This window comes from Enterococcus sp. AZ140, assembly GCF_051714405.1.
GTDB classification, from domain to species: Bacteria; Bacillota; Bacilli; order Lactobacillales; family Enterococcaceae; genus Enterococcus_B; species Enterococcus_B pernyi.
In genome coordinates, this window is the sequence record NZ_JBIORU010000001.1 from 2,276,614 (window position 1) to 2,298,768 (window position 22,155).

General features: G+C 38.5%; 14 protein-coding genes. 5 read left to right on the forward strand and 9 right to left on the reverse strand.

Translation table 11 applies throughout. The annotated features are described in order from the left end of the window. Positions 1-113: 113 nt before the first annotated feature. Together IGJ39_RS10480 and IGJ39_RS10485 are read left to right on the forward strand one after the other, a co-directional pair. Entirely contained in the window at positions 114-764 is a 651-nt protein-coding gene (locus IGJ39_RS10480; protein ID WP_010734773.1) for an NAD(P)-binding oxidoreductase, read from the forward strand. 2 nt (positions 765-766) lie between these two features. Next, positions 767-1,753, forward strand: a complete 987-nt coding sequence (locus tag IGJ39_RS10485; protein WP_335884509.1) for an NAD(P)H-quinone oxidoreductase — start codon at positions 767-769, stop codon at positions 1,751-1,753. Between the two features lie 50 nt (positions 1,754-1,803). Here IGJ39_RS10485 and IGJ39_RS10490 read toward each other — a convergent pair whose 3' ends face one another. Beyond that, positions 1,804-3,315, reverse strand: a complete 1,512-nt coding sequence (locus IGJ39_RS10490; protein ID WP_066026222.1) for a flavocytochrome c — start codon at positions 3,313-3,315, stop codon at positions 1,804-1,806. 281 nt (positions 3,316-3,596) lie between these two features. Here IGJ39_RS10490 and IGJ39_RS10495 point away from each other — a divergent pair, with 281 nt between their 5' ends. Further along, on the forward strand, positions 3,597-4,439 hold the full coding sequence (locus IGJ39_RS10495) for a hypothetical protein (protein ID WP_195339215.1): 843 nt from the start codon (positions 3,597-3,599) through the stop codon (positions 4,437-4,439). A 187-nt stretch (positions 4,440-4,626) separates the two neighbouring features. Here IGJ39_RS10495 and IGJ39_RS10500 read toward each other — a convergent pair whose 3' ends face one another. The 6 genes from IGJ39_RS10500 to IGJ39_RS10525 form a co-directional block, all read right to left on the reverse strand. After that, positions 4,627-14,166, reverse strand: coding sequence for a QWxxN domain (locus IGJ39_RS10500; RefSeq protein WP_438764635.1), 9,540 nt, complete (start codon positions 14,164-14,166; stop codon positions 4,627-4,629). A 472-nt stretch (positions 14,167-14,638) separates the two neighbouring features. After that, positions 14,639-15,787 carry an IS200/IS605 family element RNA-guided endonuclease TnpB gene (gene tnpB / locus IGJ39_RS10505; RefSeq protein WP_077152109.1) on the reverse strand — a complete coding sequence of 383 codons (1,149 nt, stop codon included), beginning with the start codon at positions 15,785-15,787 and terminating at the stop codon, positions 14,639-14,641. A 16-nt stretch (positions 15,788-15,803) separates the two neighbouring features. Continuing rightward, a complete protein-coding gene (tnpA, locus tag IGJ39_RS10510) occupies positions 15,804-16,208 on the reverse strand; it encodes an IS200/IS605 family transposase (RefSeq protein ID WP_019724606.1) in 405 nt (134 codons plus the stop codon). Between the two features lie 680 nt (positions 16,209-16,888). Continuing rightward, positions 16,889-17,464: a GNAT family N-acetyltransferase gene (locus IGJ39_RS10515; RefSeq protein WP_438764637.1), complete on the reverse strand. Its 576-nt coding sequence runs from the start codon at positions 17,462-17,464 to the stop codon at positions 16,889-16,891. An 18-nt stretch (positions 17,465-17,482) separates the two neighbouring features. After that, entirely contained in the window at positions 17,483-18,388 is a 906-nt protein-coding gene (gene murB, locus IGJ39_RS10520; protein ID WP_410300528.1) for a UDP-N-acetylmuramate dehydrogenase, read from the reverse strand. A gap of 70 nt (positions 18,389-18,458) precedes the next feature. Then, positions 18,459-19,379 carry a Gfo/Idh/MocA family protein gene (locus tag IGJ39_RS10525; protein ID WP_066026227.1) on the reverse strand — a complete coding sequence of 307 codons (921 nt, stop codon included), beginning with the start codon at positions 19,377-19,379 and terminating at the stop codon, positions 18,459-18,461. 105 nt (positions 19,380-19,484) lie between these two features. Here IGJ39_RS10525 and IGJ39_RS10530 point away from each other — a divergent pair, with 105 nt between their 5' ends. Next, positions 19,485-20,237 (forward strand): exodeoxyribonuclease III, encoded by a 753-nt coding sequence (locus tag IGJ39_RS10530; protein WP_438764640.1) that lies wholly within the window; start codon positions 19,485-19,487, stop codon positions 20,235-20,237. Positions 20,238-20,390: 153 nt separating this feature from the next. Next, on the forward strand, positions 20,391-20,924 hold the full coding sequence (locus tag IGJ39_RS10535) for a 3'-5' exonuclease (protein ID WP_010734765.1): 534 nt from the start codon (positions 20,391-20,393) through the stop codon (positions 20,922-20,924). Between the two features lie 130 nt (positions 20,925-21,054). On the opposite strand, the gene IGJ39_RS10540 is transcribed toward IGJ39_RS10535, so the two are convergent. Then, positions 21,055-21,582, reverse strand: a complete 528-nt coding sequence (locus IGJ39_RS10540) for a GNAT family N-acetyltransferase (protein WP_438764642.1) — start codon at positions 21,580-21,582, stop codon at positions 21,055-21,057. Further along, positions 21,575-22,048, reverse strand: a complete 474-nt coding sequence (gene tsaE / locus IGJ39_RS10545) for a tRNA (adenosine(37)-N6)-threonylcarbamoyltransferase complex ATPase subunit type 1 TsaE (protein WP_108146044.1) — start codon at positions 22,046-22,048, stop codon at positions 21,575-21,577. Before tsaE ends, IGJ39_RS10540 begins: the two co-directional genes overlap by 8 nt. Positions 22,049-22,155 lie beyond the last annotated feature (107 nt).

The following is a 22,155-nucleotide window of genomic DNA, read 5'->3' on the forward strand; positions in this document are numbered from 1 at the left end:
TGCGGTATGTTAGCTCTTTTTTGGTTTTTTTGTCGATAAGTGTTTAGTCCTGAATTTTTTATCTTTTGGTGTTACCATGATTGATACAGATATGTAGCGAAAGGATGAAGAAAATGAATATTTTTGTAGTAGGAGCAAACGGACAAATTGGGCGTCATTTGATCCAAAAACTCGGAACAACCGAACATCAAGTTTACGCGGGTGTACGAGATGTTGCCAACCAAGCGATTTATGATGAAGAAAATATCGCCTATGTTCCCTTTGATTTAACTTGGTCTTCAGAAAAAATGGCGGAAGCCTTTCAAGAGAGTGAACTCGTCATCTTTGCTGCTGGTTCTCAAGGAAAAAATCTTTTACAAGTTGATTTAGACGGCGCAATCAAAACAATGATTGCAGCAGAGCAAGCAAATATCTCTCGTTATTTGATGATCAGTGCAGCTTTTGCGGATAACCGTGAAAAATGGCCTGAGTCAATGACTGATTATTATATTACTAAATATTATGCAGACGAATGGTTGAAAAATCAGACATCATTAGATTATGTCATACTACAACCTGTAGCTTTGACGAACGACGAGGAGGTCACTTCGATCCAATTGACCAAACCAGACGAAAAACCAGCTCAATCGATTACAAGAAAAACGGTAGCAGAAGTTTTAGCAGCGTTAGTGGATCAACCAAACATTTCAAAAACAACTGTTGTTCTATCTGAAGGATCAGCTACAGTATCGGATGCCATCAAACAACTTGTTGAGGAGGCTTGATCATGCGTGGAATCTCTATGAAACATCCCGGTTCAGCAGATGTTTTGACTGAAGTGGATGTCCCTAGACCTATTCCAAAAGCTGGGGAGTTATTGTTAAAAGTCCACACCGCTGCGGTCAATCGTACGGATATCATGCGTCGCGAAAATACTGCACTTCAAGCGCCTTACCCGATCTTAGGTGTAGAGGTTGCTGGTGAAGTCATTGAAAACGCAAGTGACCGTTCTGAGTTTTCAACTGGAACGAGAGTCTATGGTCTAGTGAATTTAGGTGGCTATGCAGAATATGCCGTTATCCCAGCAGATCGAGCAATCCTCTTGCCCGATTCCCTTGACTACGTATCAGCCGCTGGTATCGCTGAAGTTTTCTTGACTGCCTATCAAACCTTGTATTGGTTAGGAAAACTCCAAAAAAATGAGACTGTCTTGATCCATGCTGGTGCAAGTGGTGTTGGTACTGCAGCGATCCAATTAGCCAAACAATATTCGCAAGCACGCATCATCGTTACCGCAGGTTCAGCTGAAAAGTTAGCCTTTTGCCAAGAATTAGGCGCAGATGAAGTAATCAACTATAAAACGCAAGATTTCGCGGAGGAAGTAAAAAAGATGACTGATGGGCATGGCGTTGATGTCATCTTAGATTTCATCGGTGCTTCCTATTGGGAAAAAAATCTGTCATCGATTGCTGTGGATGGCCGCTGGGTCTTGATTGGCACACTAGGAGGCACAACAGTCGAGTCTCTTGATTTAAGCGTTTTGCTACAAAAAAGAATCCAATTGATTGGCACGCTATTGACACCAAGAAGTGATGAATACAAAGCAAAACTGACTCAAGAGTTTATGAAAAACATCGATCCTTATTTTGAAACCGGAGCGATCCGTCCAATCATTGATCGAACCTTTCCATTATCAGAAGTAAAAGAAGCCCATGAATATATGGAAGCTAATAAAAACGTTGGAAAAATCATTTTGACAGTCAGTGAATCTTAAAAAAAGAACCTAAGGCATGAGTCTTAGGTTCTCTTTTCATATCATTTCTATTATTGTGCATCTACAAATTTTGCTGCTTGTTGCCCTGCTTGACGTCCAAAAATAATGATTTCCGCTACAGAGTTTCCGCCGATGCGGTTTTCACCGTGTAAGCCACCAGTGACTTCACCTGCTGCGTAAAGTCCAGTGATCGGTTGTCCGTCTTTATCCACAACTTCTGTGTTCGTATTGATTTTGATTCCACCCATCGTATAGTGGATACCAGGTGCGATTTTGATCGCATAGTAGTTTGGTTTAGACAGATCATGCTCCATGGCTGTCGTACGACCAAATGCTGTATCGTCTTGATTGGCAACTTCTTCGTTCCAAGTTGTTACTGTTTGTGCTAATGTTTCTGCTGGTAAGTTGATTTTCTCTGCCAATTCTTCAATCGTCTCACCTGCAGTTACATAACCTTTTTCATCATAAAACTCAATGGCTGTTGCGCGATCACGTACCCCTTGGTCAAAAATCAAATAAGCAGATTTTTCTGGCAATGCAGTGATTGCAGCTGATACTTTGTCTCGTGTATTCATTTCGTTGACGAAACGCTCGCCATCTTGATCGACTAAGATTGCTCCTTCACCACGTACCACTTCCCCGATCAAGAATCCTTCATCTTGTTGAACCGTTGGATGGATCTGGATCTTATCCATATCGACCGTTTGACCGCCTAATTTTTCAATCATCTTGATACCATCGCCTGTTGATCCCACTTGATTCGTCGTTACATATCCTTCCAGATCTGGACGGTAAGTTTGGATGTATTCCTCACTCGCACCGAATCCACCAGTTGTAACAACTACAGCCTTACCAGTGATTTCTTTTGGTTCTTCCCCTTGGACTTGGACTGTTACTTGGTTAACTGTATCTCCCGTTTTTTGGATATCTGTCACTTCAGTATTTACAAAAATCGGGATTTGACGTTCGTGGACATTTCGTAATAACCCATCGACTAAATAGCCACCAATAGCAGAACCATCAGAAGGGCGATGTGTCCGTCTTTCACTCATTCCACCAGTGATCGTCAAGTTATCTAATTTAATGCCATTTTCGTCTAACCACTCGATTGCAGCAGCCGAATGATCGACAAAATAGCGTAACATTTCTTTATCATTTGTGCCGTTCGCACCTGCTAATGTTTCTTCATAAAAGGCGTCGTTCGAATCAGTGATGCCTTCTTCTTCTTGGAATTTTGTTTCAGATGCGTTCATTCCACTTGAAGACTTTAATGTATTTCCACCAGCAACTGGCATTTTTTCAAAAATGACTGGATTCAAGCCTGCATCTTTTGCTTCGATTGCAGCTGCCATACCAGCACCTCCTCCGCCGACGATGATCAAATCATATTCTTCTTTCATATCAGCTGGATTTGTGTAAGTTTGAGCAGACGCTCCGGATGATACTTCTGTTGATTCTTTTGTGGAAGAGCTACTGGATGCAGATTCTTTTTCATCAGGCGTACAGGCACCTAAGGCAAAAATTGCTGTAACTGTCAGTAACCCTTTAATTGTTTTCTTCATAGTTGTCCTCCTAAAATTTAACACTTATCCCATCATAAGTGATAGCATTCACAAATTCAACCAACAATTTACATTTTCCGTACTACTGGTATCTCCTTCTTTTATAAATAACCATTAATATTCCAAATTTTTCAAGTTTTCGTTAGTAACTATCGAAAAACAGTCGAGTTTCTTGAATAAATAGTCACGCAAAAAAAATTTATTTTTTTGATCCAAACAGAAGATTTGGGCTTTTTTCATTAGACAAGTATAATCGATATGAAACACGAAGGAGTTCATTTATGAAATTTATCAAACATTTTTTTTCAAAAGGGAGTAAGTCTGCTGGGAAGGTCACTCATGCGATTTACATCATTTTACGTATCATTGTGGTGGTCATGCTCGTCGACCAATTGATCGACCGGAACATGGGGAATATCATGCTCTTATTATTAACTTTATTATTGTTTGAAATCCCCTATTTACTAGAAAAATTACTAAAGATTCAAATCCCTAACACACTGGAAATCATCATCTTATCCTTTATTTTCAGTGCCACTGTCTTGGGTGAATTAAGTGACTTTTATGGCTACTTTTCACTATGGGACACAGCGTTACACGCACTAAGCGGCTTCCTAGCAGGTGGTGTCGGTTTTTCTCTTGTCTATCTTTTGAACAAAAACACGAAAACAATGAATCTGACGCCATTACTAGTCGCTCTAGTCTCTTTCTGTTTTTCCATGACCGTGGGGGTTTTTTGGGAATTTATCGAATTCTCTGCGGATCAAGTCTTGCAGATGGACATGCAAAAAGATAACTATGTTGATCAGATCAACAGTGTCAAATTAAGTGAGGATGGCAACACCGTATATAAGATCAAAGATATCCAACAAACAACCGTCACATATAAAGATGGACATGGCAAAACCAAAGAGTATGTCATGGCAGATGGGTACTTGGACATCGGGATCTTAGATACGATGAAAGATTTATTCGTCAATTTTATCGGAGCCCTTGTCTTCAGCGTTTTCGGCTATCTTTATACACGAAACGATTATCGGAAATTTACGTTTATCCGGAACTTCATCCCTAGAAAAAAAGGTGTGACCACACGGATGGATACTGCTGGAAACAAAAAAGAGTAGCTGGAGAAAAAGTAAAATTGATTTTTGTTTTTGACCTCAAGCCCAAATAAACGGCTGAACCATAAGTGATAATAGTCAGAAATAAGGTGAAATCCACAAAAATTACTCATTGAATTTTTGTGGATTCCACCTTATTTCTCGAGAACAAACACTTCTATCCATTTTTTCCTACTACACAAATTGCTTGTTAAAGTTGTAAAACTAATTTTGGCTGATGTTTCTTTTCCTGTCGGCTGCTCCTCTCTGAATTGACCCTGCCACTTTTTTCTGTACTAGTGACAGCAAGATTTAGGAAACTTCGCTTCATCGACGAGGAGACTGATTCTATGCCTGTTCGTTCATTTGGAACAGTCTGATGTTTCACTTCCTGTTGATTGCTCCTCTCTGAATTGACCATGGTACTTTTTTCTATACTACTGACAACAAGATTTAGGAAACTTCGCTTCATTGATGGCGGGGCTGATTCCATACCTGTCCGCTCATTTGAATCATTTGAAACCGATCGCTTTACACGATTAGGCTCTTCTATAGTAGATTCAATACTTGAGAGAGCTCTCTTTGATTGACCTCTCGTAAAGAAGTCTGGTTGATCTATCTCTCTTTTCTTTCTAAGGTTTGTTAATTGATGATCGCTTACTTTAGCTGTTACATTCGTTTGACTAGGAATGGTGGTGGTGTGTTCTTGGATCATCGTCTGATTCAATTGGATATATTTGTCAAAGTAGCCATGATCTTGTACATATTCCAGTGCTAAAAACGTTGATAACAAACCGTTACCTAGTGTCACATCATCGAGGCCTCTAGCAACACGAACTACACCATCGAAGTCTCTTCCCTCCGCCGCGTCTCTTAGGATCATTGCAATCATATCGGCATCCGATATTTGGACATTCACACGTAATACATTATTTTTTTTTAGCTCATTCCACACTGTCTCTTTTGTTAATCCAGGTTTGTTTTGAAATTCAGCGATTTCTTCCACAAGACTTGTGAAACCTTCTGAGTTCAAAATACTCTCAAAATTTTTCACATATTCATCCACCATCATTTTCCCAGTTTTTACCACACCTAGCTTCGTTGTTGCATATGCCATGAGATCTACTGTTCCTGAACTAAGATGACTAGTCTCATGAAGTAATGCTCTCACCTTGTTTACCCCTATTTCTTTCCCTTTCGCAAGACTCGGATCTAAGTGAAAAGCATCTGCGAAAATGACCATTCGACATTCTGGGTCATAAGAAAACACCTCAGCCTTCGTTTCTATATATTCCTTATATAATGTACGAAATTCTTGTGAGTCCCCTTGGCGAACTAAATCAGTGGAGACGACCAAAATATTTTCATAATCCCAATCCGCTGTTTGTTGGAGGAATTGTCTTCCTTTTTGGACGACAGAGATCAATCTATTCAAACTTTCTAATAAGATTGGCTCTTGATTGGGTACGCTCTCCAGCTGAAAAAATTTGACCAGATAAGTTCCTATTTTCGACTCTGCGATTCTATCTCTTGTCAATGCTTCCGCAAACACTTCGATTGCTTTGTCATAATAATCGATCGATTTATCAAAGTCTCTACGCAAGTCAATCAAAAATTGCTGAAGAAACTCAGGACTCTTACTCGCGTCAAGACCGGAATATATTCGAACGCCAATGGCCGGTTCCTTTGGCAATTCTTCAATAATCGTTTTCAGAATAAAGTCTCTATTCCATTTTTGATTGTTGTAAACAACTGGTTTCGGCTCAGGAATAAAAGTAGAGATGGGATTTAGAATATTATCATTGATACGATCGATTTTCTTTTTTGTATCTGGCTTCTTATACTTTGTTTCCGCAGGTATCGTATTTCTCAATTCGTTCCAGTATTGACCTTTCCCTGGTGACTTTGGCATTTTTTTAAACGGTGGCAGTTTCTGATTGCCAAATTTTGGAAAGGTGACTTTCCAACTTCTACTTTTTAATCGATTGTCCGAGATTACCTTCTCTTCAATTGTTTCTAGCCGAAATGTTCCTGTATCCGGCGTATAAGACAAAACTGTCTTCCACTGGTTGACATCTTTTTTCAATAAGTAATACCTATTCTCTCCTTGAGGTATTGATATCAAGGGAATGTAATGATCATTAATTTTGATGTAAGATTTCCCCCACCGATTCCATCTCAGACCTTTTTCATCTGGAGCAGAAATAAAACTTGGATCCTTGATTGAATCAAATTCATCGATTTTTTTCATTACATCCTCTGCCAATTCTTTCGGAATGGAAGGAGAAGTCGTTTCCTCAAAATACCATTTTTTCCCTTTACAGTTCACAGGATAAATATTCTCTCCATCAATCACATCATACCGTACTTTGTGATTTTCAACTGATCGAACCCTTACAGGAACGGTCTGCCCATTCATATCAATGAAATACTTAGTTTCTTGTCCACGACCTGGGATTGTCAATACTGTGCCACTACCATACGCACTAGGATTTAAATTTGGTTCTTCTAAAAAAACATGCTCTGGATTAATGTCTTTCGACAAACGGGTAATCAGTGCTTTTTGTTCCTGCGTAAATGACACAGGATCAGAAATCACTTCCAATTGATTACCTCTCAAATTAAACGCATTTCCGTATACATCACCCGTTGTTAGATCCGTCACAATCCTATATATATCATCTTTCATGTGTTTTACAGGAACTTCTAAACCATCCTCTGGCAAACGAGCGATGCTCACATCTTTAGGAAACACGGGAGGTTGTATATTCAAATTTGATGCTTTTTCTAGCATTTTTTTTACGTCATTTGCAACCCAAATTTCATTTTTTAGTGCTACTAACTCTTTGAGAATAAATTTTCCTCCATCAATTATTGGTTCAACTCCTGGATCAATGTACCGTATTAGATGAGCTAGCAGCAACTTAGATTCAGAAAAATTTGGAATAAACTGCCCACCTAGACGAATCGCCTGTCTGATCCCTCCGGTCGCAATTGCTTTTGCCATCCCTAAAGCAAATTTCATGTTAAGAGAAGTGACTTGCCCTAAGAAAGGAATCAACAGAAGGGCATCAAGCACGCAAGAAGGAACTGCCACTGAAGCATCTTGATTGCCGATCCCTATCACACAATCGTAAAACGGGATAATGGATTGAAGCACCTCCAACACCTGATCACTGATGGCACGATCATTTCCTGATTGATACAAATTTTGGTATAGATTATCCCGATGTTTACTAGCTAATCCCTCAATGAAAGACTGTGTTTCTTTTCCCTGAGATAGTCGTTTATCACGATTGATAGATTTATAAAACAAAAATTCACGTTTTCCAATCTGAACGCCGTTTTCTATCTCTTTGTAGCCTCCACGCAAATGCTCTTTCTGGTTAAACAACCCGTTTATGAGGTATAACATAGGTTTGTCATCTACTCGATAGAAGACATAACCTCCAGATTTATCTAATTTCTTCAAGCCATAGCAACGTTCTTCCTTTCCTTTCACTGCCACAAACAGATCGGTGTTCTCTAATTCAAGTTCAATGATCAAGTCAGGTGGAAGACGATATCCACTGGGAATCGTTGAAACCTCCATGACATGTTTTAATTTGGCAGTTGCCTCATAAATCTGTGTTTCAGGCGAGAACATAAACTCTTGCTCTTTTTCGTTAAACTTTAACAGAGCAAAGTCTATCAGTTTTTGATCGAATGGATAATAGGCATCTGACACGGCTTTCGTCAATCGCGTATACCACTCTTCTAGATTCGGGGGCGTATAGTTACGGCATGCAGTCAGTGCTCCAGAGAGATAGTCTTGTTCTAACGCATAAGAAGTATATAGTTTTGCTCGATCTTTGTCATATTGCGCGCATAACTGTGCTACTTCTTTGGCTAAAACCTGTTTTCGACGCCAATTGATTGCTTCTTTTTGATATCCGCCATAAGCTTCATAAAGTGATTCCAAACTTTCTGTAAGAATAAAATAACTATTTTTCCAATAATTCAAGAAAGTGTTCACAGCAACTTCTTGATAATTTCCTTCTTCCAAGGCTTTGAGTAATAGATCTGGATTTAACTGGGCAACCGCTAACATAGCGGGCGTGACAATATAACGTAATTCATCCACCCTTTTCACACCAGTTTTACTGATTTTTTCCCAATATAGACTACCAAATTTTTGAATTTCTTCTTGAGTGAACGATGTGCGAATTCCTGCATCTTCTAATAACCTCGTTCCTGTAAGTTGCATCAAGGAATTATAATTAGAGATAGGGGTCTCATCTGGTAACATACTTACATCCAGTAAATAATTAGGCAACACTTCTTTGAGAAAAAGTACCCATAATTTTTTAACAACTGTGAGTTCCTCTTCAGGGATTTCCAAAATCTTAGTCTCTGCATTCAATTCGTCAATTTCAAATAACTTTCTGAGACTGCCCATAGTAAATTGGGATGGATCGGGTGAATCGAGGATTTTCTTGAGCATATATACCTCAACCGAGCTATCTAGTACATTTTCAAACACCCAATTCATAATGGTCGATCGCGCAGCTCTATCCGAAATTTTTTCTCCTTGTCCACCGCCGTAAAGTTTTAATTGGTTTAAAATCACTTTAGAAAATTTTTGTAGTTTGTCATAACTGAGAACCATCCCTGTTCCGTCTTGTGTAAACCAGGTTCCCATTGCAAAGAGGATGTTGGCTTGGGTTGCATCCCCTTTTAATACCCCTTCTTGACGGAAAAACTGTGCTACTTGGACCTTCAAATTAGGATCACGCCAATTAGGTGCAGCATACTTTGGCCTTTGGTTCTCATTAATGATGGAGGATTGCGTACTCGTTACTATTTTGGATGTTGTTGTTGCGGGTGTTACTGTTATTGTGGAGGTTTTCTCCTCTTTTGCTGGTTCAGCAGGCGTTACAGAGAGGCCACTAGCCATATCATATAACCAGTTTTTAAAGGTCACTTCTGCCTTTTCATCTGCAATCTCTGCACCTGCATTTTTTCCAAGAATAAGATTTGCCAACATGTTCACTTTAGTGCTATTGATTTTCACTTCATCGTTCACTTTTATCGTTGCCCATTCTGCTGTTTTTAAAATTAGCTCATTCGGCTTAGTGATGTCCACCTCGATATCTCTCGCAGCTAAAAAAGAAACGATTTTTTTCTGTATGGTCTCTTTTTGTTGCTCTGTCAGTTCCAGTATGCGCTCCCCTTGGTCTTCGATAGCAATATCTGTTATAAGAACTGCATTATTTTCACGAGTAAACGCGTCAATCTTTTCTTGCTGTACAACAGTTGCTTCAATCTCACTGATATCGATCGCATCCCATTCCCTGCTCTCTTTATAGGTATAGTCGATTTGTGCATTATTATTCTCCCATTGAAGTATAATATAGCGAGCGTCTGTTGCTGTTACCTCTTCTTCACTGCTCCCATATTCCGCTTGTATGATCCTTGCAATTTGTATTTCTCTTTCGATAATCGCTTCGTACGTGGGTCCTTCAAGAAGCCACACTTGTAATTGTCGAACTAATTCACTTGTAGTAGGATGTTTGAAAGAAATCCCACGATCCTGCAAAAATTTTTTAACAACTTCATTCACCTCAGGCGTTTTTCCTCGTTGATCGAAAATCAACTGATGATGATAGAATTTACTGATTGGCTGCGTTTTAGAAATAGTTGGCGAGCGATCATTGATGAAATCACTAAAGATTTGCTTACTTTCTTTATTTTGTAAATTCAATCGTACGACGTTCGGATTTTCTATTTTCCCTAATTGATAATGAATCGTCTCAGGACTCATTTCTTTGAAAGTATATCCTTCCAGTAATGTATTACTCTTCCATTGATTAAAAATCTCCTGTGTTTTTATAGAGGACCAAAATTCCCCAAATCGAATGTCCGTGAGACCATATGCTTTTGCGATAAAATAGGCCAAAAACTGTTCTCTTTCAGAGGTATTATTGCTTTCACTTGTTCCCCCTTTTTCAATCCATTGAAATTGTGCTTTTTCTAACTCATTGCTCGTGGTGTCTTTGATCTCGATTCCTGCTTTAGAAAAAAATTCCTTCAATTTTTGATTCACCATGTTTGTTTCATCTCGTCTTAAAAAAAGGCCAAAATGAAAATAGAGAATTGGTAACGGCTCGGAATAATGGGTCACAGGAGTAACATTCTTGACAATATCGACAACGATTGTATGCACTAATGCTAAATCAGAATCTTCCATAGTGGACGGTATCACTTTCATCTCACTGGTTTCTGTCACTTTTCCCTTCTCTACTGGTAGCTTAAGCTCAATAAATTGGTAATTACTTAACATATTGTTGGTTTTCCATTGGAAATAAATATTTGTTTCCTCGACAGCAGTTAGGTTTTGTCGCACCATTCCGTGTCCCTCAAGAATGTTCGGAACAAGTTGTTTTTGCCTTTCTAAAATCTTTGAATCTACCTGCCCATCATTTATCCATTCATGTGCGGCCAGAACGATTCCCTGTGGCGATCGATCATCATTAAAAAACTGTTGACTATAGAGAAATTTCTGCACGAATTGATTGGCGTTCTTTGTTTTTTCCCGATCTTGAAACAGTTCATAGTCGTACCATAAGGGAATAAGCGGTTCCTCTATCGAAATGGGTAAAGGCAATTTCTTCATATAAGCGACATGCATGTTGTTCACCGTTGTCACGATATCCACAGGGAGTGAGCCATAGGTATTCGGCCGAACAGAAGTGATGATTCCAATTAGATCATTGTTTAAAATTTCTACTTCCTCATGTCCTTTGGCTGGAAAAAAAGTGTAGTCTCTAAAAATATTATTGTTTCGCCATTGCAATATGATAGCGGTCGCACGAGTATCCGCGATCGTTTGACCTGTTAGTCCCGAAGAATTAAGGATAATTTCAGCAACTTGTTTGTTTCTACTTAATTCAACCTCTTTTCCGTCTCTTCTTAGAAACTCTTGGGTGGCAAGAATCAACTGCAGGGGAGATAAATTCTCACAGGGGACTTTTTGTTCACATAGAAATTTTTTGATTGCATCATTGACATTTTGCGTTAGATTGATCTTATTGAATAACTCCTGTTCATACCACATAGGTGCTAATTTCTCAGAAGTTGGTACAGGAGAAGGTTTCCCCTCAAAAAATGCAACAATTATACTATTCACTTTACTTAACCGTTCTCCAAAAGCTTTTTCATCAAATTCCGAATTTTCTTTTGTCGTAGATGTTCCCTTTTTCTTTTGGCGCTTAGCATCGTTCATTACGACTGGTTGTGTTGTTGGCACTGTCAACTGAGGGAGAATTGCACCATCTCCTTTTTTTGCTATTCTCGTAGGTGTAGTTAACATGGATTGACTAGTATTGAATATAGGTATTTCCGTATGTGCTTTTTCTAAAGATTTAAATTGATAATTTTTAAAAAGATTATTATTTCGCCATTGCATCAAAATGCTAGCTACAGTCTCATCGGTCAATTTGCGAGGAGGTAATCCTGAAACACGCAGAATAATCTCTGCAACTTGTTTTCTTTTACTGCTCTCCGTTTCCACATCATCTACTCTTTCCCAATGTTGTACTTCAAGAAGCAATTCTTGCCCAGACATAGTTGAACACCGTCGTTTTTTTTGACAGATAAAAACATTCACTGAATCATTCACTTTGTCAATTGCATCACGCCTTTCAAAAAGCGCACGATCATACCACAAAGGTGGTAAATTTTCTGGTATCTGCCCCTTCAACATCCCATCAAGCATTTGACCATACATGTATTTCGTAAAAACCATTTGTAATTTTATTCGTGTCTCTAGAGGTATTTCTTCAGTTGATTGTAATTGTGGATCAATCACTACTGGTGGTAAAGAAGTAGTCGTTTTTATTGGAGGGTTCGTTGCTTCATGATTGTCTTCTTCTTTTACAGTTAATTTTGGTGGCAATGCAAACGTGTAATCTTTAAAAATATTATTATTTCTCCATTGAATAATAATCTCTTCGCCTCTTTTATCGGATAACCCTTGACTGGGTAATCCCAGAGTCTTCAAAATCAATTGTGCAACTTGTAGTTTTCTAGCTAATTTATTTTTTTCTCCCGCTTTACTTATCCAGTTCTTTAGTGCATTAAATAGTTGAAGTGTAGACAGCCCTTCACAAGGGATACTTTGCTCACATAAAAATTGCGTCAGCGCTTGATTAACTTTTTCTATTTCGCCTCGCTTTTCATAGACCTCATAATCATACCAGAACGGTTCAAGTTGGGTAGCTGTAGATTCTGGTGAGGGTGAATTATCAAGATAAGCCATAATGATATAATTTAATTTCATTAATGTCTCCCTAGACAATACTTGATAAGACTTCATATCTGGATCGTTGGAAACAGGATGATCGCTTTGCATTTGTCGATCAGTAGGAATGGATTTAGCTTCGGCTGCTAAAAATTGAAGTCCTACCGTTTTCTGGACAAATCTATCTGCCCTTCCTAAAAAGTCACTTGCCAACTGATATATCTGTGCCAAAACACGCCTTTCTTCTGATTTCAATACAGGTTGTGTTTCTGATTTTAGGTTTGATGCTTTTTCCTGATATCTCTCTCCTTGTTTTTTCTGACTTACTTTCTTTATGGAAGTCTTATGTGAAAGGACATTATTATTGGGATGGGTTTTCATTGGAAGGTTCGTATTCTTTCGTGTTTGAGGCTCATCTGGACCATGTTTCCCATAGTCCACAGAAAAAGTACGCAACAACAAGTCAATAAAATGAGCCATCACCGATCCACCATTTGCTCCTACCTGTTCTTTCGTATAATTCGTATGTTCGTATTCACGGAAAAATTGAGAAAACGTCTCGGTTAATCCAGCCAAAAAATAGTCTGTTTCATTACTCATTTTATCTATTGATTGACTTTTTTTGTCAGTTGTATTCCCATGTTGACTCTGCTTATTTTCAACGGCAGCTTGAAAGATCTCTCTTAACTTTTCAAGCTTTTCATTTGCTTTAAATTGATTGGCCTCTGGAGTGGAGTTATTTGGCATGCGGTGAAAAGAAAAATGCTGGTGTTGACTTCTTTGCCTTGGTCTTTCTCCATTCTCTTTCTTTGCTTTTGCGACGGCTACTTTACAAACCGTTCTTAACTGTGTTTGTTCAATATCTTCTCCCCAGAAAATCCATTTTTTCATTTGCGTGGCTCTTTTCGTGACCGTACAATTCATCAGTTCTTCGATATCATGCGCGATTTTATGAATAGAAAGGCTGAATTCATGAGCCACTTCCGCAATATCGGGTTTTAGTACTAAATTTTGGTGCGGATAAAAAGGGAGGGTTTGAGTAGAAGAATTATTTGTAGGATTGATGGTCGGTTCGATCTGTGGATCAGCTAGGAAACTGGGGGAGATATTCTCTATCAAGGGTACTTGGCTTCGGCGGTGGATTAGGTTAGGATTGACAGTTGAACTTGAATGAAAGGAATGGACCCTTGTCTGATTCCCTTCACTTCTCAGATCAATACGGGTGTCTGCTTCGAAAGCTGTCGTAGGAGAACTTCTTTGGGTGAGACGATCAACTGGTGGAACGATCGCACCCAAGGTCATCCATGTATACAACCATCCCACTGGGTGTCGGATTCCTTGCTCTGTTAAGGTATGCCCAGAATTTGATGCGATAAAATTTAAAACTTGTTGCGCGTGGTTTTCATTCATTTCGTCATTGCGTTTGTTGTTGAACAGACCGCTTTCTCTTCTAAAATCATCTTGTGGCATTTTGATCACTCCTTCGCTAAAATGATATAGCTAGCTAACTATGTAAACGTGGTTGAGATAGAAGTGTTCAACACCTAGAAATAAGCGACAAAAAACAGATAATAATTCCCTATTTTCAGCTCCTTGTTGTCAATAAATTTTGCTTATGGAATAGTATGTTTATCAACTTTAGGTGTTTTGAAATGACTAATACCACAGCCCCGATTATTTTAGGTCATAACAAACGAAAACAATGGGTTTGTCTTTCTCTATTATTCATGACACATTCTGACTAATTACCGATTTCTCCGCTATGAAACACGTATCTGATTAGTGAACTACTCACCACTTAGCTAAACCTACCGGTTTTTAACGCTTGAAGTGGGAGCTTCTTGGGAATAGAGCATACTTGCAAGCGTATTTCTTTACTCACAGCGGTTTCTCTTATTTACCAAGCTATCCCCGTAGTTCCTACGGTTTTTGATGATTGGATCTAAGCTAATCCCATAGAATGTAGTCTTAGACCTTCGGTCAGAATATTGATACTAGCATTGATATCTCGGTCATGATGAACATGACAAACAGGACAAGTCCATTCTCGAATTTCTAGAGATTTCTTGCCGTCTTTGTGTCCACAATTCGAACAGATTTGACTAGATGGGAACCACTTATCCACTTCGATAATTTTTCGACCGTACCAGTCAGCTTTGTATTGTAACCTAGTCACAAAACTAGACCATGAAACATCCGAAATACTTTTTGCTAGTTTATGATTACGCAACATACCTTTTGTATTTAAGTCTTCTATACAGATCATATCGTGATTTTTGATAATCTCTGTGCTCAACTTGTTTAGAAAGTCATTGCGTTGATTCATTACTTTTTCATGTAGTCGTGCTATTTTACGTTTTTGTTTTTGATAATTTCTAGCTTCAAACAGATTGATACCTTTTTGTTTAGCTAATAATGCACGTCTTGACAACTTACGTTGTTCACGTTTTAGTTTTTTTGACATTTTTGACGTGAATTTATTGTTATCAATCTTTTGACCATTAGAAAGGATTGCAAAATCAGTTATACCAAGGTCAATTCCAATAGCGGAATTAGTTTTAGGAAGCTCAGCTATTTCTTCTTTACACAATAAAGAAATATAATATTTACCGCTAGAATGACGTGATATTGTAGCGGATTTGATCAGACCTTTAGGTTGTCTATGGAGCGTAATTTTAACTAACGACTTCAACTTAGGAAGTTTGACAAATTGATTATCAATCAAAGCGATTGTTCCATTTTGATTGTTAGTCGTATAGCTTTGAACTGGATTTTTCTTGCTTTTGAAACGAGGAAATCCGGCGGACTTATCGCGAAAGAAGTTCTTATACGCCTTATCTAGGTTGAGTTGTGCATTTGCTAAAGCAAGACTATCCACTTCTTTCAAGAACGGAAAATCTTGCTTATATTTTGCAGGCGTTGGAAAACTCATTTTTTTAGAGGAATTTTTCCTAGTTTCTTTATAAGCTTTCATTCGGTCATCAAGCATTAGATTGTAGACCTTACGGACACAGCCAAAAGACTTAGCAAAGAAGGTTTCTTGTTCTTCTGTTGGATAGATTCTAAATTTATATGCTTTTAGTCGCTCCATAAAGCTCGCCTGCTTTCTATTTATGATTGTTTCCTTGATTTTGAATATATTTCTTAATCACATCAATTGGTGCTCCACCAGTTGTCAAAAGACAAAAACTTTTTGACCAGAACATTTCTTTCCAAAGAAATTGTTTGATTCTTGGATAATTGCGCTTTATCAAACGTGAACTAGCACTTTTATAGGCATTGATAAATTTTGTCAATTCTGTTTTTGGTTGAGCTTTGAACATAATATGAACGTGGTCTTTATCATGATTCCACTCAACTAAAGTGATGTGATACGATTCTGAGATTCTTTCAAAAGTCGCTTTAGCGTAGTTAGATATTTCATTATCAATTACTTGTCTACGATATTTCGTTACTAAAACAAGGTGATAATAAAGAAGGAATACTGAATGGTTATTTGTGTCTAATTCCATGTTGTATCAACTCATTTCTTGTATAGACTGATTTTAACATGAGACAAAATAAAAAAGCAATACGCCTTAGTTGTCGATCTTCGAGTTACCAACGGTAACCCTCATACCGAACGGCATTCATCACCCACCTATAGAGTATGGGCGACTTCTGCCTAATTCTGTTAAATAGGACAGATAAATCTAAGTATTACGAGTTTTTTAACGGTTTGTTTTCAAATTTCCAAGATAGATTTGACAACTCAACTTTCATTTTTTCTAGAAGAAAAAAATAAATACGGGTGATTCAACTATCTCGGGTATCTAATTGACTCTTATTACTAAATCATCTGGAGGATTTGTTGTCTTTTCTATTAACATGATTATACACACAAACCTATTTCTAAGTTGACCCATTATTTCTTGATATTTAAATAACATTGGTATATGAACTAATAACTTTAATATCTTAGTGAAGGATTTCCCACTTAGCGATCAACCTAATGATCCTCTAACATTGAAGCAATTTGAAGCGTTTGGAAAAAAATGAAATTCCTTTTTGTTTCTATCCTTAAAATCGTGTATACGGTATTCGCAAGCCAACTCCGTCAAAAATAAGCCGTGAAACCCAAAAATTTGAAGAACAATTTTCGGGTTTCACGGCTTATTTCTCGGAGCTGAATACTTCTGTCATCACCTATTTTTTAGGTGCCTTTTTTAATTTTCGATGATAAAATATCCATCACCATTTCATAATCGGGATTTTCGCTACCATCAAATTTCTCAGGGATGAACGTGAAACCTAAACTTTGATAAAGTTTGATCGCTGGATGACTCCATGTCTGTGTGTGTAAATAGATTGGACTTTGTGTCGTTATTTGCTGAAAACAACGGAGCACTTCGATCGTCAAACTTCTGGCGATCCCTTTTCCTTGATGTTCTGGCTTGACCGCTAACCAATGAAAAAGCGGATATTCTTTCTCACGAAGCTTCCACCAAGCAGTGCATGTGGCAATGCGTTCACCTTGTTCGTTGACCACAAAATACATGCGCTTTGCCAGTTCTTCTGGATAAGGGGCAAAAGCTTGGTCAAAGTAAGCCAGTGCTTCCTCCACAGAGACAAATTCACCGACTGCTGTTTCAATGATTGCCCAATCCTGCTCTGCGCCTGGTTGATACTTTTCAAAGTGATACTGCTGATTCAAGTGATAAGAAGGCAATTCTTCATTGAGTGGGCGTGTCATCCAAATCTCTGCATAGGGCAATTGCTTATCTAACATCACGCCACCTACTTTCCTTTAGCTTCTTTTTTCACCAATGATCCGTACTTCTGTTTCTAATGTGACATCAAACTTCTCTTTGATCACCCCTTGGATATGGGCAATCAACTCTGTATAATCAGTTGCTGTTGCATGGTCGATATTGACGATAAAGCCGGCATGTTTTTCTGAAATCTGTGCGCCGCCCCATTTCAAGCCTTGTAAGCCTGCTTCTTGGATCAGTTGTCCTGTGAAGTGTCCTTCAGGTCGTTTGAAGACACTACCGCATGAAGGGTATTCCAATGGTTGTTTTGCTTCACGCAATTCCGTCAATTCGTCCATCCGGCCTTTGATCATCTCATGATCACCAGGTGTTAATTGGAAACGAGCTTCTAAGACGATAGCCTCCATCTTCTGTAATTCACTATGGCGATAAGAAAAGGCCATTTCTTCATTTGACAGAGTTTGGATCGTCCCATCACTTAATAATAAGTCGACTTCTGCAAACACGTCCTTGATCTCCCCACCGTAAGCTCCTGCATTCATGTAGACTGCACCGCCGATACTTCCAGGAATCCCACAGGCAAATTCGAATCCTGTCAAAGATTCTGCTAAGGCTGCATACGTCGTATCGATCAGTTTCGCACCTGCTTCTGCAATCACCATCGTGCCTTCAACGCTGATCTGATTCATCTCTGTCAACATGATGACCACGCCGCGTATCCCACCATCTTGGACGATCAAGTTACTTGCATTTCCTAATACCAACCATGGCACTTGGTTTTCTCGACAATAGTCAACTAACTGTTTGACTTCTGATTTGGTTTTGGGAAAAGCTAAAACATCTACCGGTCCACCGGTTTTGGTAAATGTATAATGACTTAACGGTTCATCAAGCAACAGATTCAACTCTGGATTTTTTTTAACGATATCTTCTTTATTCACTGAGGACTTTCCTTTCTTTTCAAACGTCCCCATCATTCTATCACGCTTAAAACAATCTTGCCAGTTTTGCTCAAAGCTGATGACGATAAAGATTATTCAACATCTCCTCACAAAGTGCATGGCTCTCATAAATGTTGGTTTGTTTTAACTTTTCATTATTTGGCGTCGGTTGTTGGATTTCTTCAAAAAATCGTTCAACCATTGGCACAAAACCACGTTTGCTCAGGGTGGTTTCCCAATCACCAAATTTCTTTATTTCCACCGTATCTGGTTTACGGATGACTAATTCTGTCAGATCACTCAATTCATAGGTTCCTTGTTTGCTCGTTACTTGATAGGTTTCAGTATTTGCACCACTTCCAAGATCCATCGTTACAATTGCCATTTGGTTCGCAGTTTCAAGTTGCAACATCGCTACTTCCATAAATCCTTCCTTTTCTCGGATATGAGAAGTTGTTTTGATCACTGGTTCGTCTAATAAATAAACAGCCGTGTCCACCAGATGCAAGAACAGATCGTAAATGACAAAAGCAGTTGTTTCTTTTGCCGCAATGCGATTTTTTTGTAACTGGATCAACCGTTTTTCTGGAATCGCTTTTAATTCTTCGACCATTGGGGCGAATCGTCGGTTGAAGCCCACCATTAAAATCACTTGATGTTGTTCTGCCAATTCTTGTAACTCTTGGATTTCTTTTAGGTCGACACTTAAAGGCTTGTCGATATATACATGGATATTATGTTCCAAACATTTTTTAGCTAATTGAAAATGAACGCTTGTTGCCGCATGGATCATACATGCTTCGATCTCCTCTTCAATTAAGTCATCCAGCGACTCATACAAATGAGCAAATCCATAGGTTTTCTTCAGACGCTCTTTCGTTACCTGATTACGTGTCGCAAAATAAAAATCAACCATTCCTTGTTTCTCTGCATATGTGGGTAAATATGCTTTTTCGGCAATGTTACCTACTCCTACTACGCCAATTTTCATGGGTTCCCTCCTGCTATCTGTTATTACTCTTATCTTACACTATTTTTAATAAAAATGAGGTACAATATAATCGCACAGACTTGATAGAAAAAGGAGCGTGTTTTTTTGAAACTGATTTCGTGGAATGTCAATGGTTTAAGAGCCATCGTCAACAAAAATTTTCTAGAAACATTTGAGGAATTTGATGCAGATTTCTTCTGTCTTCAAGAAACAAAGCTACAAGAAGGTCAAATCGACTTGGATTTACCAGGTTACCATCAATATTGGAATTATGCAGTCAAAAAAGGCTATTCAGGTACAGCGATCTTCGCCAAAGAACCTGCATTGAACGTTTCTTATGGAATGGGCATTGATGTCCATGATCAAGAAGGCCGATTGATCACGTTAGAATATCCTGAATTTTACTTAGTCACTTGCTATACACCAAATTCACAAAATGAATTGAAACGTCTCGATTACCGTTTAGAATGGGAATCTGCTTTTTATGATTATTTAGAAGAGTTGAAAAAACAAAAACCGGTGATCGTTTGTGGGGATCTAAATGTTGCCCATGAGAACATCGATTTGAAAAATTGGAAAACGAATCAAAAAAGTGCTGGTTTCTCGATCGAAGAACGAAACGCATTGTCTCATTTACTTGATAATGGTTTTGTAGATACTTTCCGTTACTTCTATCCAGAGTTAGAAGGTGTCTATTCTTGGTGGAGTTATCGTTTCAATGCTCGAAAAAACAATGCAGGTTGGCGTATCGACTATTTCTTGACGAGTGAAGAGTTGACACCTCGTTTGGTTGATGCAAAAATCCATACATCGATTCTAGGTAGTGACCACTGCCCTGTCGAATTAATTATCGAATAGTAAGGATAGCAACGGAAGAAATTGGGTTGTCCCGATTTTCTTCCCTTGATCCTTCACTGGCACCATATTTACTTGATACATAGTCTGAAAAAGCTATTTCTTTTCATACAAATCTATGTTATGGTTTATTTTTTAAAGGAGGCTTATTTGAAAATGAATTTTATCGCGATGGACTTTGAAACTGCGAACCACCAATCTCATAGTGCGTGTTCCTTAGCCCTTGTCAAAGTGGAGAACAGTCAGATTGTCGATGAATTTTATACCTTGATCCAACCGGAAACGCCATTTTTCTGGCGGAACATCCAGATCCATGGTATCCGACCCGAAGATGTCCAACAGGCACCTAAATTTCCAGATGTTTGGCAGAAAATCGAAAAGTATTTCCAAAAAAACCGATTAGTCGTTGCGCATAACGCCGCATTTGATACAAAAGTATTGGCTGGTTGTTTAGATTATTATCAGTTGCCTCAACCGAACTATCTCTCATTGTGTACCGTCAAAACAAGTCGCCGCTTGTTTCCAGAAATGCCAAATCATCGCTTGAATACAGTTTGTGAAAATTTGGATATCACCTTGAAAAATCACCATGATGCGTTAGAAGATAGTCGAGCATGTGCAGAAATCTTGTTATATCAGGAAAAATATTTTGGGACAGACCCATTGAAAAAATTAGTCACAGTGAAATAGTTCAACTAGCTAAAATAAGCTACTTCTTCATTTCTATTAGTTGATTCCCTCGTACGAAAGAATCAACGATAATGATAAATAAAGAACCTGAAAAGTGGACAACTACTTTTCAGGTTCTTTGTTTTTGAAATCAGTTTATTTCATGCTCAATCGTTCGTTTCATCTTGATTATCGCTAATGATTGACCTTGTCTTCCCGAAGAGTCAACACTTTGGGTTTCCTCTTGAAATCCCATTTTTTGATAAAGATGGATGGCTCGTTGATTGTCCGCCAATACGTCAAGAACCAACGTACTAAATCGTGCATTTTCTGTAGCCCAAATGATTGCCTCCTCTAAAAGAATCGTACCTAACCCCATTCCCCAATATTCTTTCAAGATACTGATCCCTATTTCGCCATGTCGGGGCAAGTCAGGTTTGGGAGCAACAGAAACAACACCTACCACCTGTTTTTTGACACAGGCTAAAAATAATAAGTGTTCTGCACTTTCTTTTATTCGAGACAATTCAGTTGCAAGTACCTCTTTACTTTTATTGAGTGAACGCTCCTCAACAACAAAATAATCCGTTTCTTGTCTCGCTTGGCGTAGCATCATTAACAATCCTTGAGCATCTGATTTCTCCGCTTCTTTTAACGTCAGTTCAACATCATTAGCCATGAGAAGCCGCCCATGCTTCATAGATACGTTTTTCAAACTCTTGACTATTCGGCCCGTATGATTGGAATTTCACATACCTTTTTTCTAATTCTGTATCACTTTTCTCAATAATCAGTTCCAAATAATCTTCAGGTAAAGCATCTTCTAATAGATTTCCCCACTCAATGACTGAAAGTCCATCGCCTTCAAAATATTCATCTAATCCTAAATCAGCACCGCTAGCAGCGACACGATAGATATCCATATGGTATAAAGGCATTTTTCCTTGTGTATATTCCCGAATGATCGTATAGGTCGGACTCTTGATCATTTGAACGATGCCTAATCCTTTTGCAATTCCTTTTGTCAAAGTCGTTTTACCAGCACCTAGATCGCCAGTCAACACTAGATTATCTCCCGGATGAGCGACTTTTCCAATGATTTCTGCTAATTGGTCTGTCATCGCCACACTTGTTAATTCAATCATCATCATTTCTCCTCATTCTTTTTTGTCAGTATAACGTGTAATCCAACAAAAAAAAAGAAAAGAGTCAGGAATCCTCAGCTCCCTAGCCCTTTTCTTTTTAGATCTAC

Coding starts and splice junctions, on each gene's coding strand:
- IGJ39_RS10540 (WP_438764642.1), bottom strand. CDS start 21,582: ATGGCTAATGATGTTGAACTGACGTTAAAAGAAGCGGAGAAATCAGAT.
- IGJ39_RS10500 (WP_438764635.1), bottom strand. CDS start 14,166: ATGCCACAAGATGATTTTAGAAGAGAAAGCGGTCTGTTCAACAACAAA.
- tsaE (WP_108146044.1), bottom strand. CDS start 22,048: ATGATTGAATTAACAAGTGTGGCGATGACAGACCAATTAGCAGAAATC.
- tnpB (WP_077152109.1), bottom strand. CDS start 15,787: ATGGAGCGACTAAAAGCATATAAATTTAGAATCTATCCAACAGAAGAA.
- IGJ39_RS10525 (WP_066026227.1), bottom strand. CDS start 19,379: ATGAAAATTGGCGTAGTAGGAGTAGGTAACATTGCCGAAAAAGCATAT.
- IGJ39_RS10495 (WP_195339215.1), top strand. CDS start 3,597: ATGAAATTTATCAAACATTTTTTTTCAAAAGGGAGTAAGTCTGCTGGG.
- IGJ39_RS10515 (WP_438764637.1), bottom strand. CDS start 17,464: ATGTTAGATAAGCAATTGCCCTATGCAGAGATTTGGATGACACGCCCA.
- tnpA (WP_019724606.1), bottom strand. CDS start 16,208: ATGGAATTAGACACAAATAACCATTCAGTATTCCTTCTTTATTATCAC.
- IGJ39_RS10535 (WP_010734765.1), top strand. CDS start 20,391: ATGAATTTTATCGCGATGGACTTTGAAACTGCGAACCACCAATCTCAT.
- IGJ39_RS10485 (WP_335884509.1), top strand. CDS start 767: ATGCGTGGAATCTCTATGAAACATCCCGGTTCAGCAGATGTTTTGACT.
- IGJ39_RS10480 (WP_010734773.1), top strand. CDS start 114: ATGAATATTTTTGTAGTAGGAGCAAACGGACAAATTGGGCGTCATTTG.
- IGJ39_RS10490 (WP_066026222.1), bottom strand. CDS start 3,315: ATGAAGAAAACAATTAAAGGGTTACTGACAGTTACAGCAATTTTTGCC.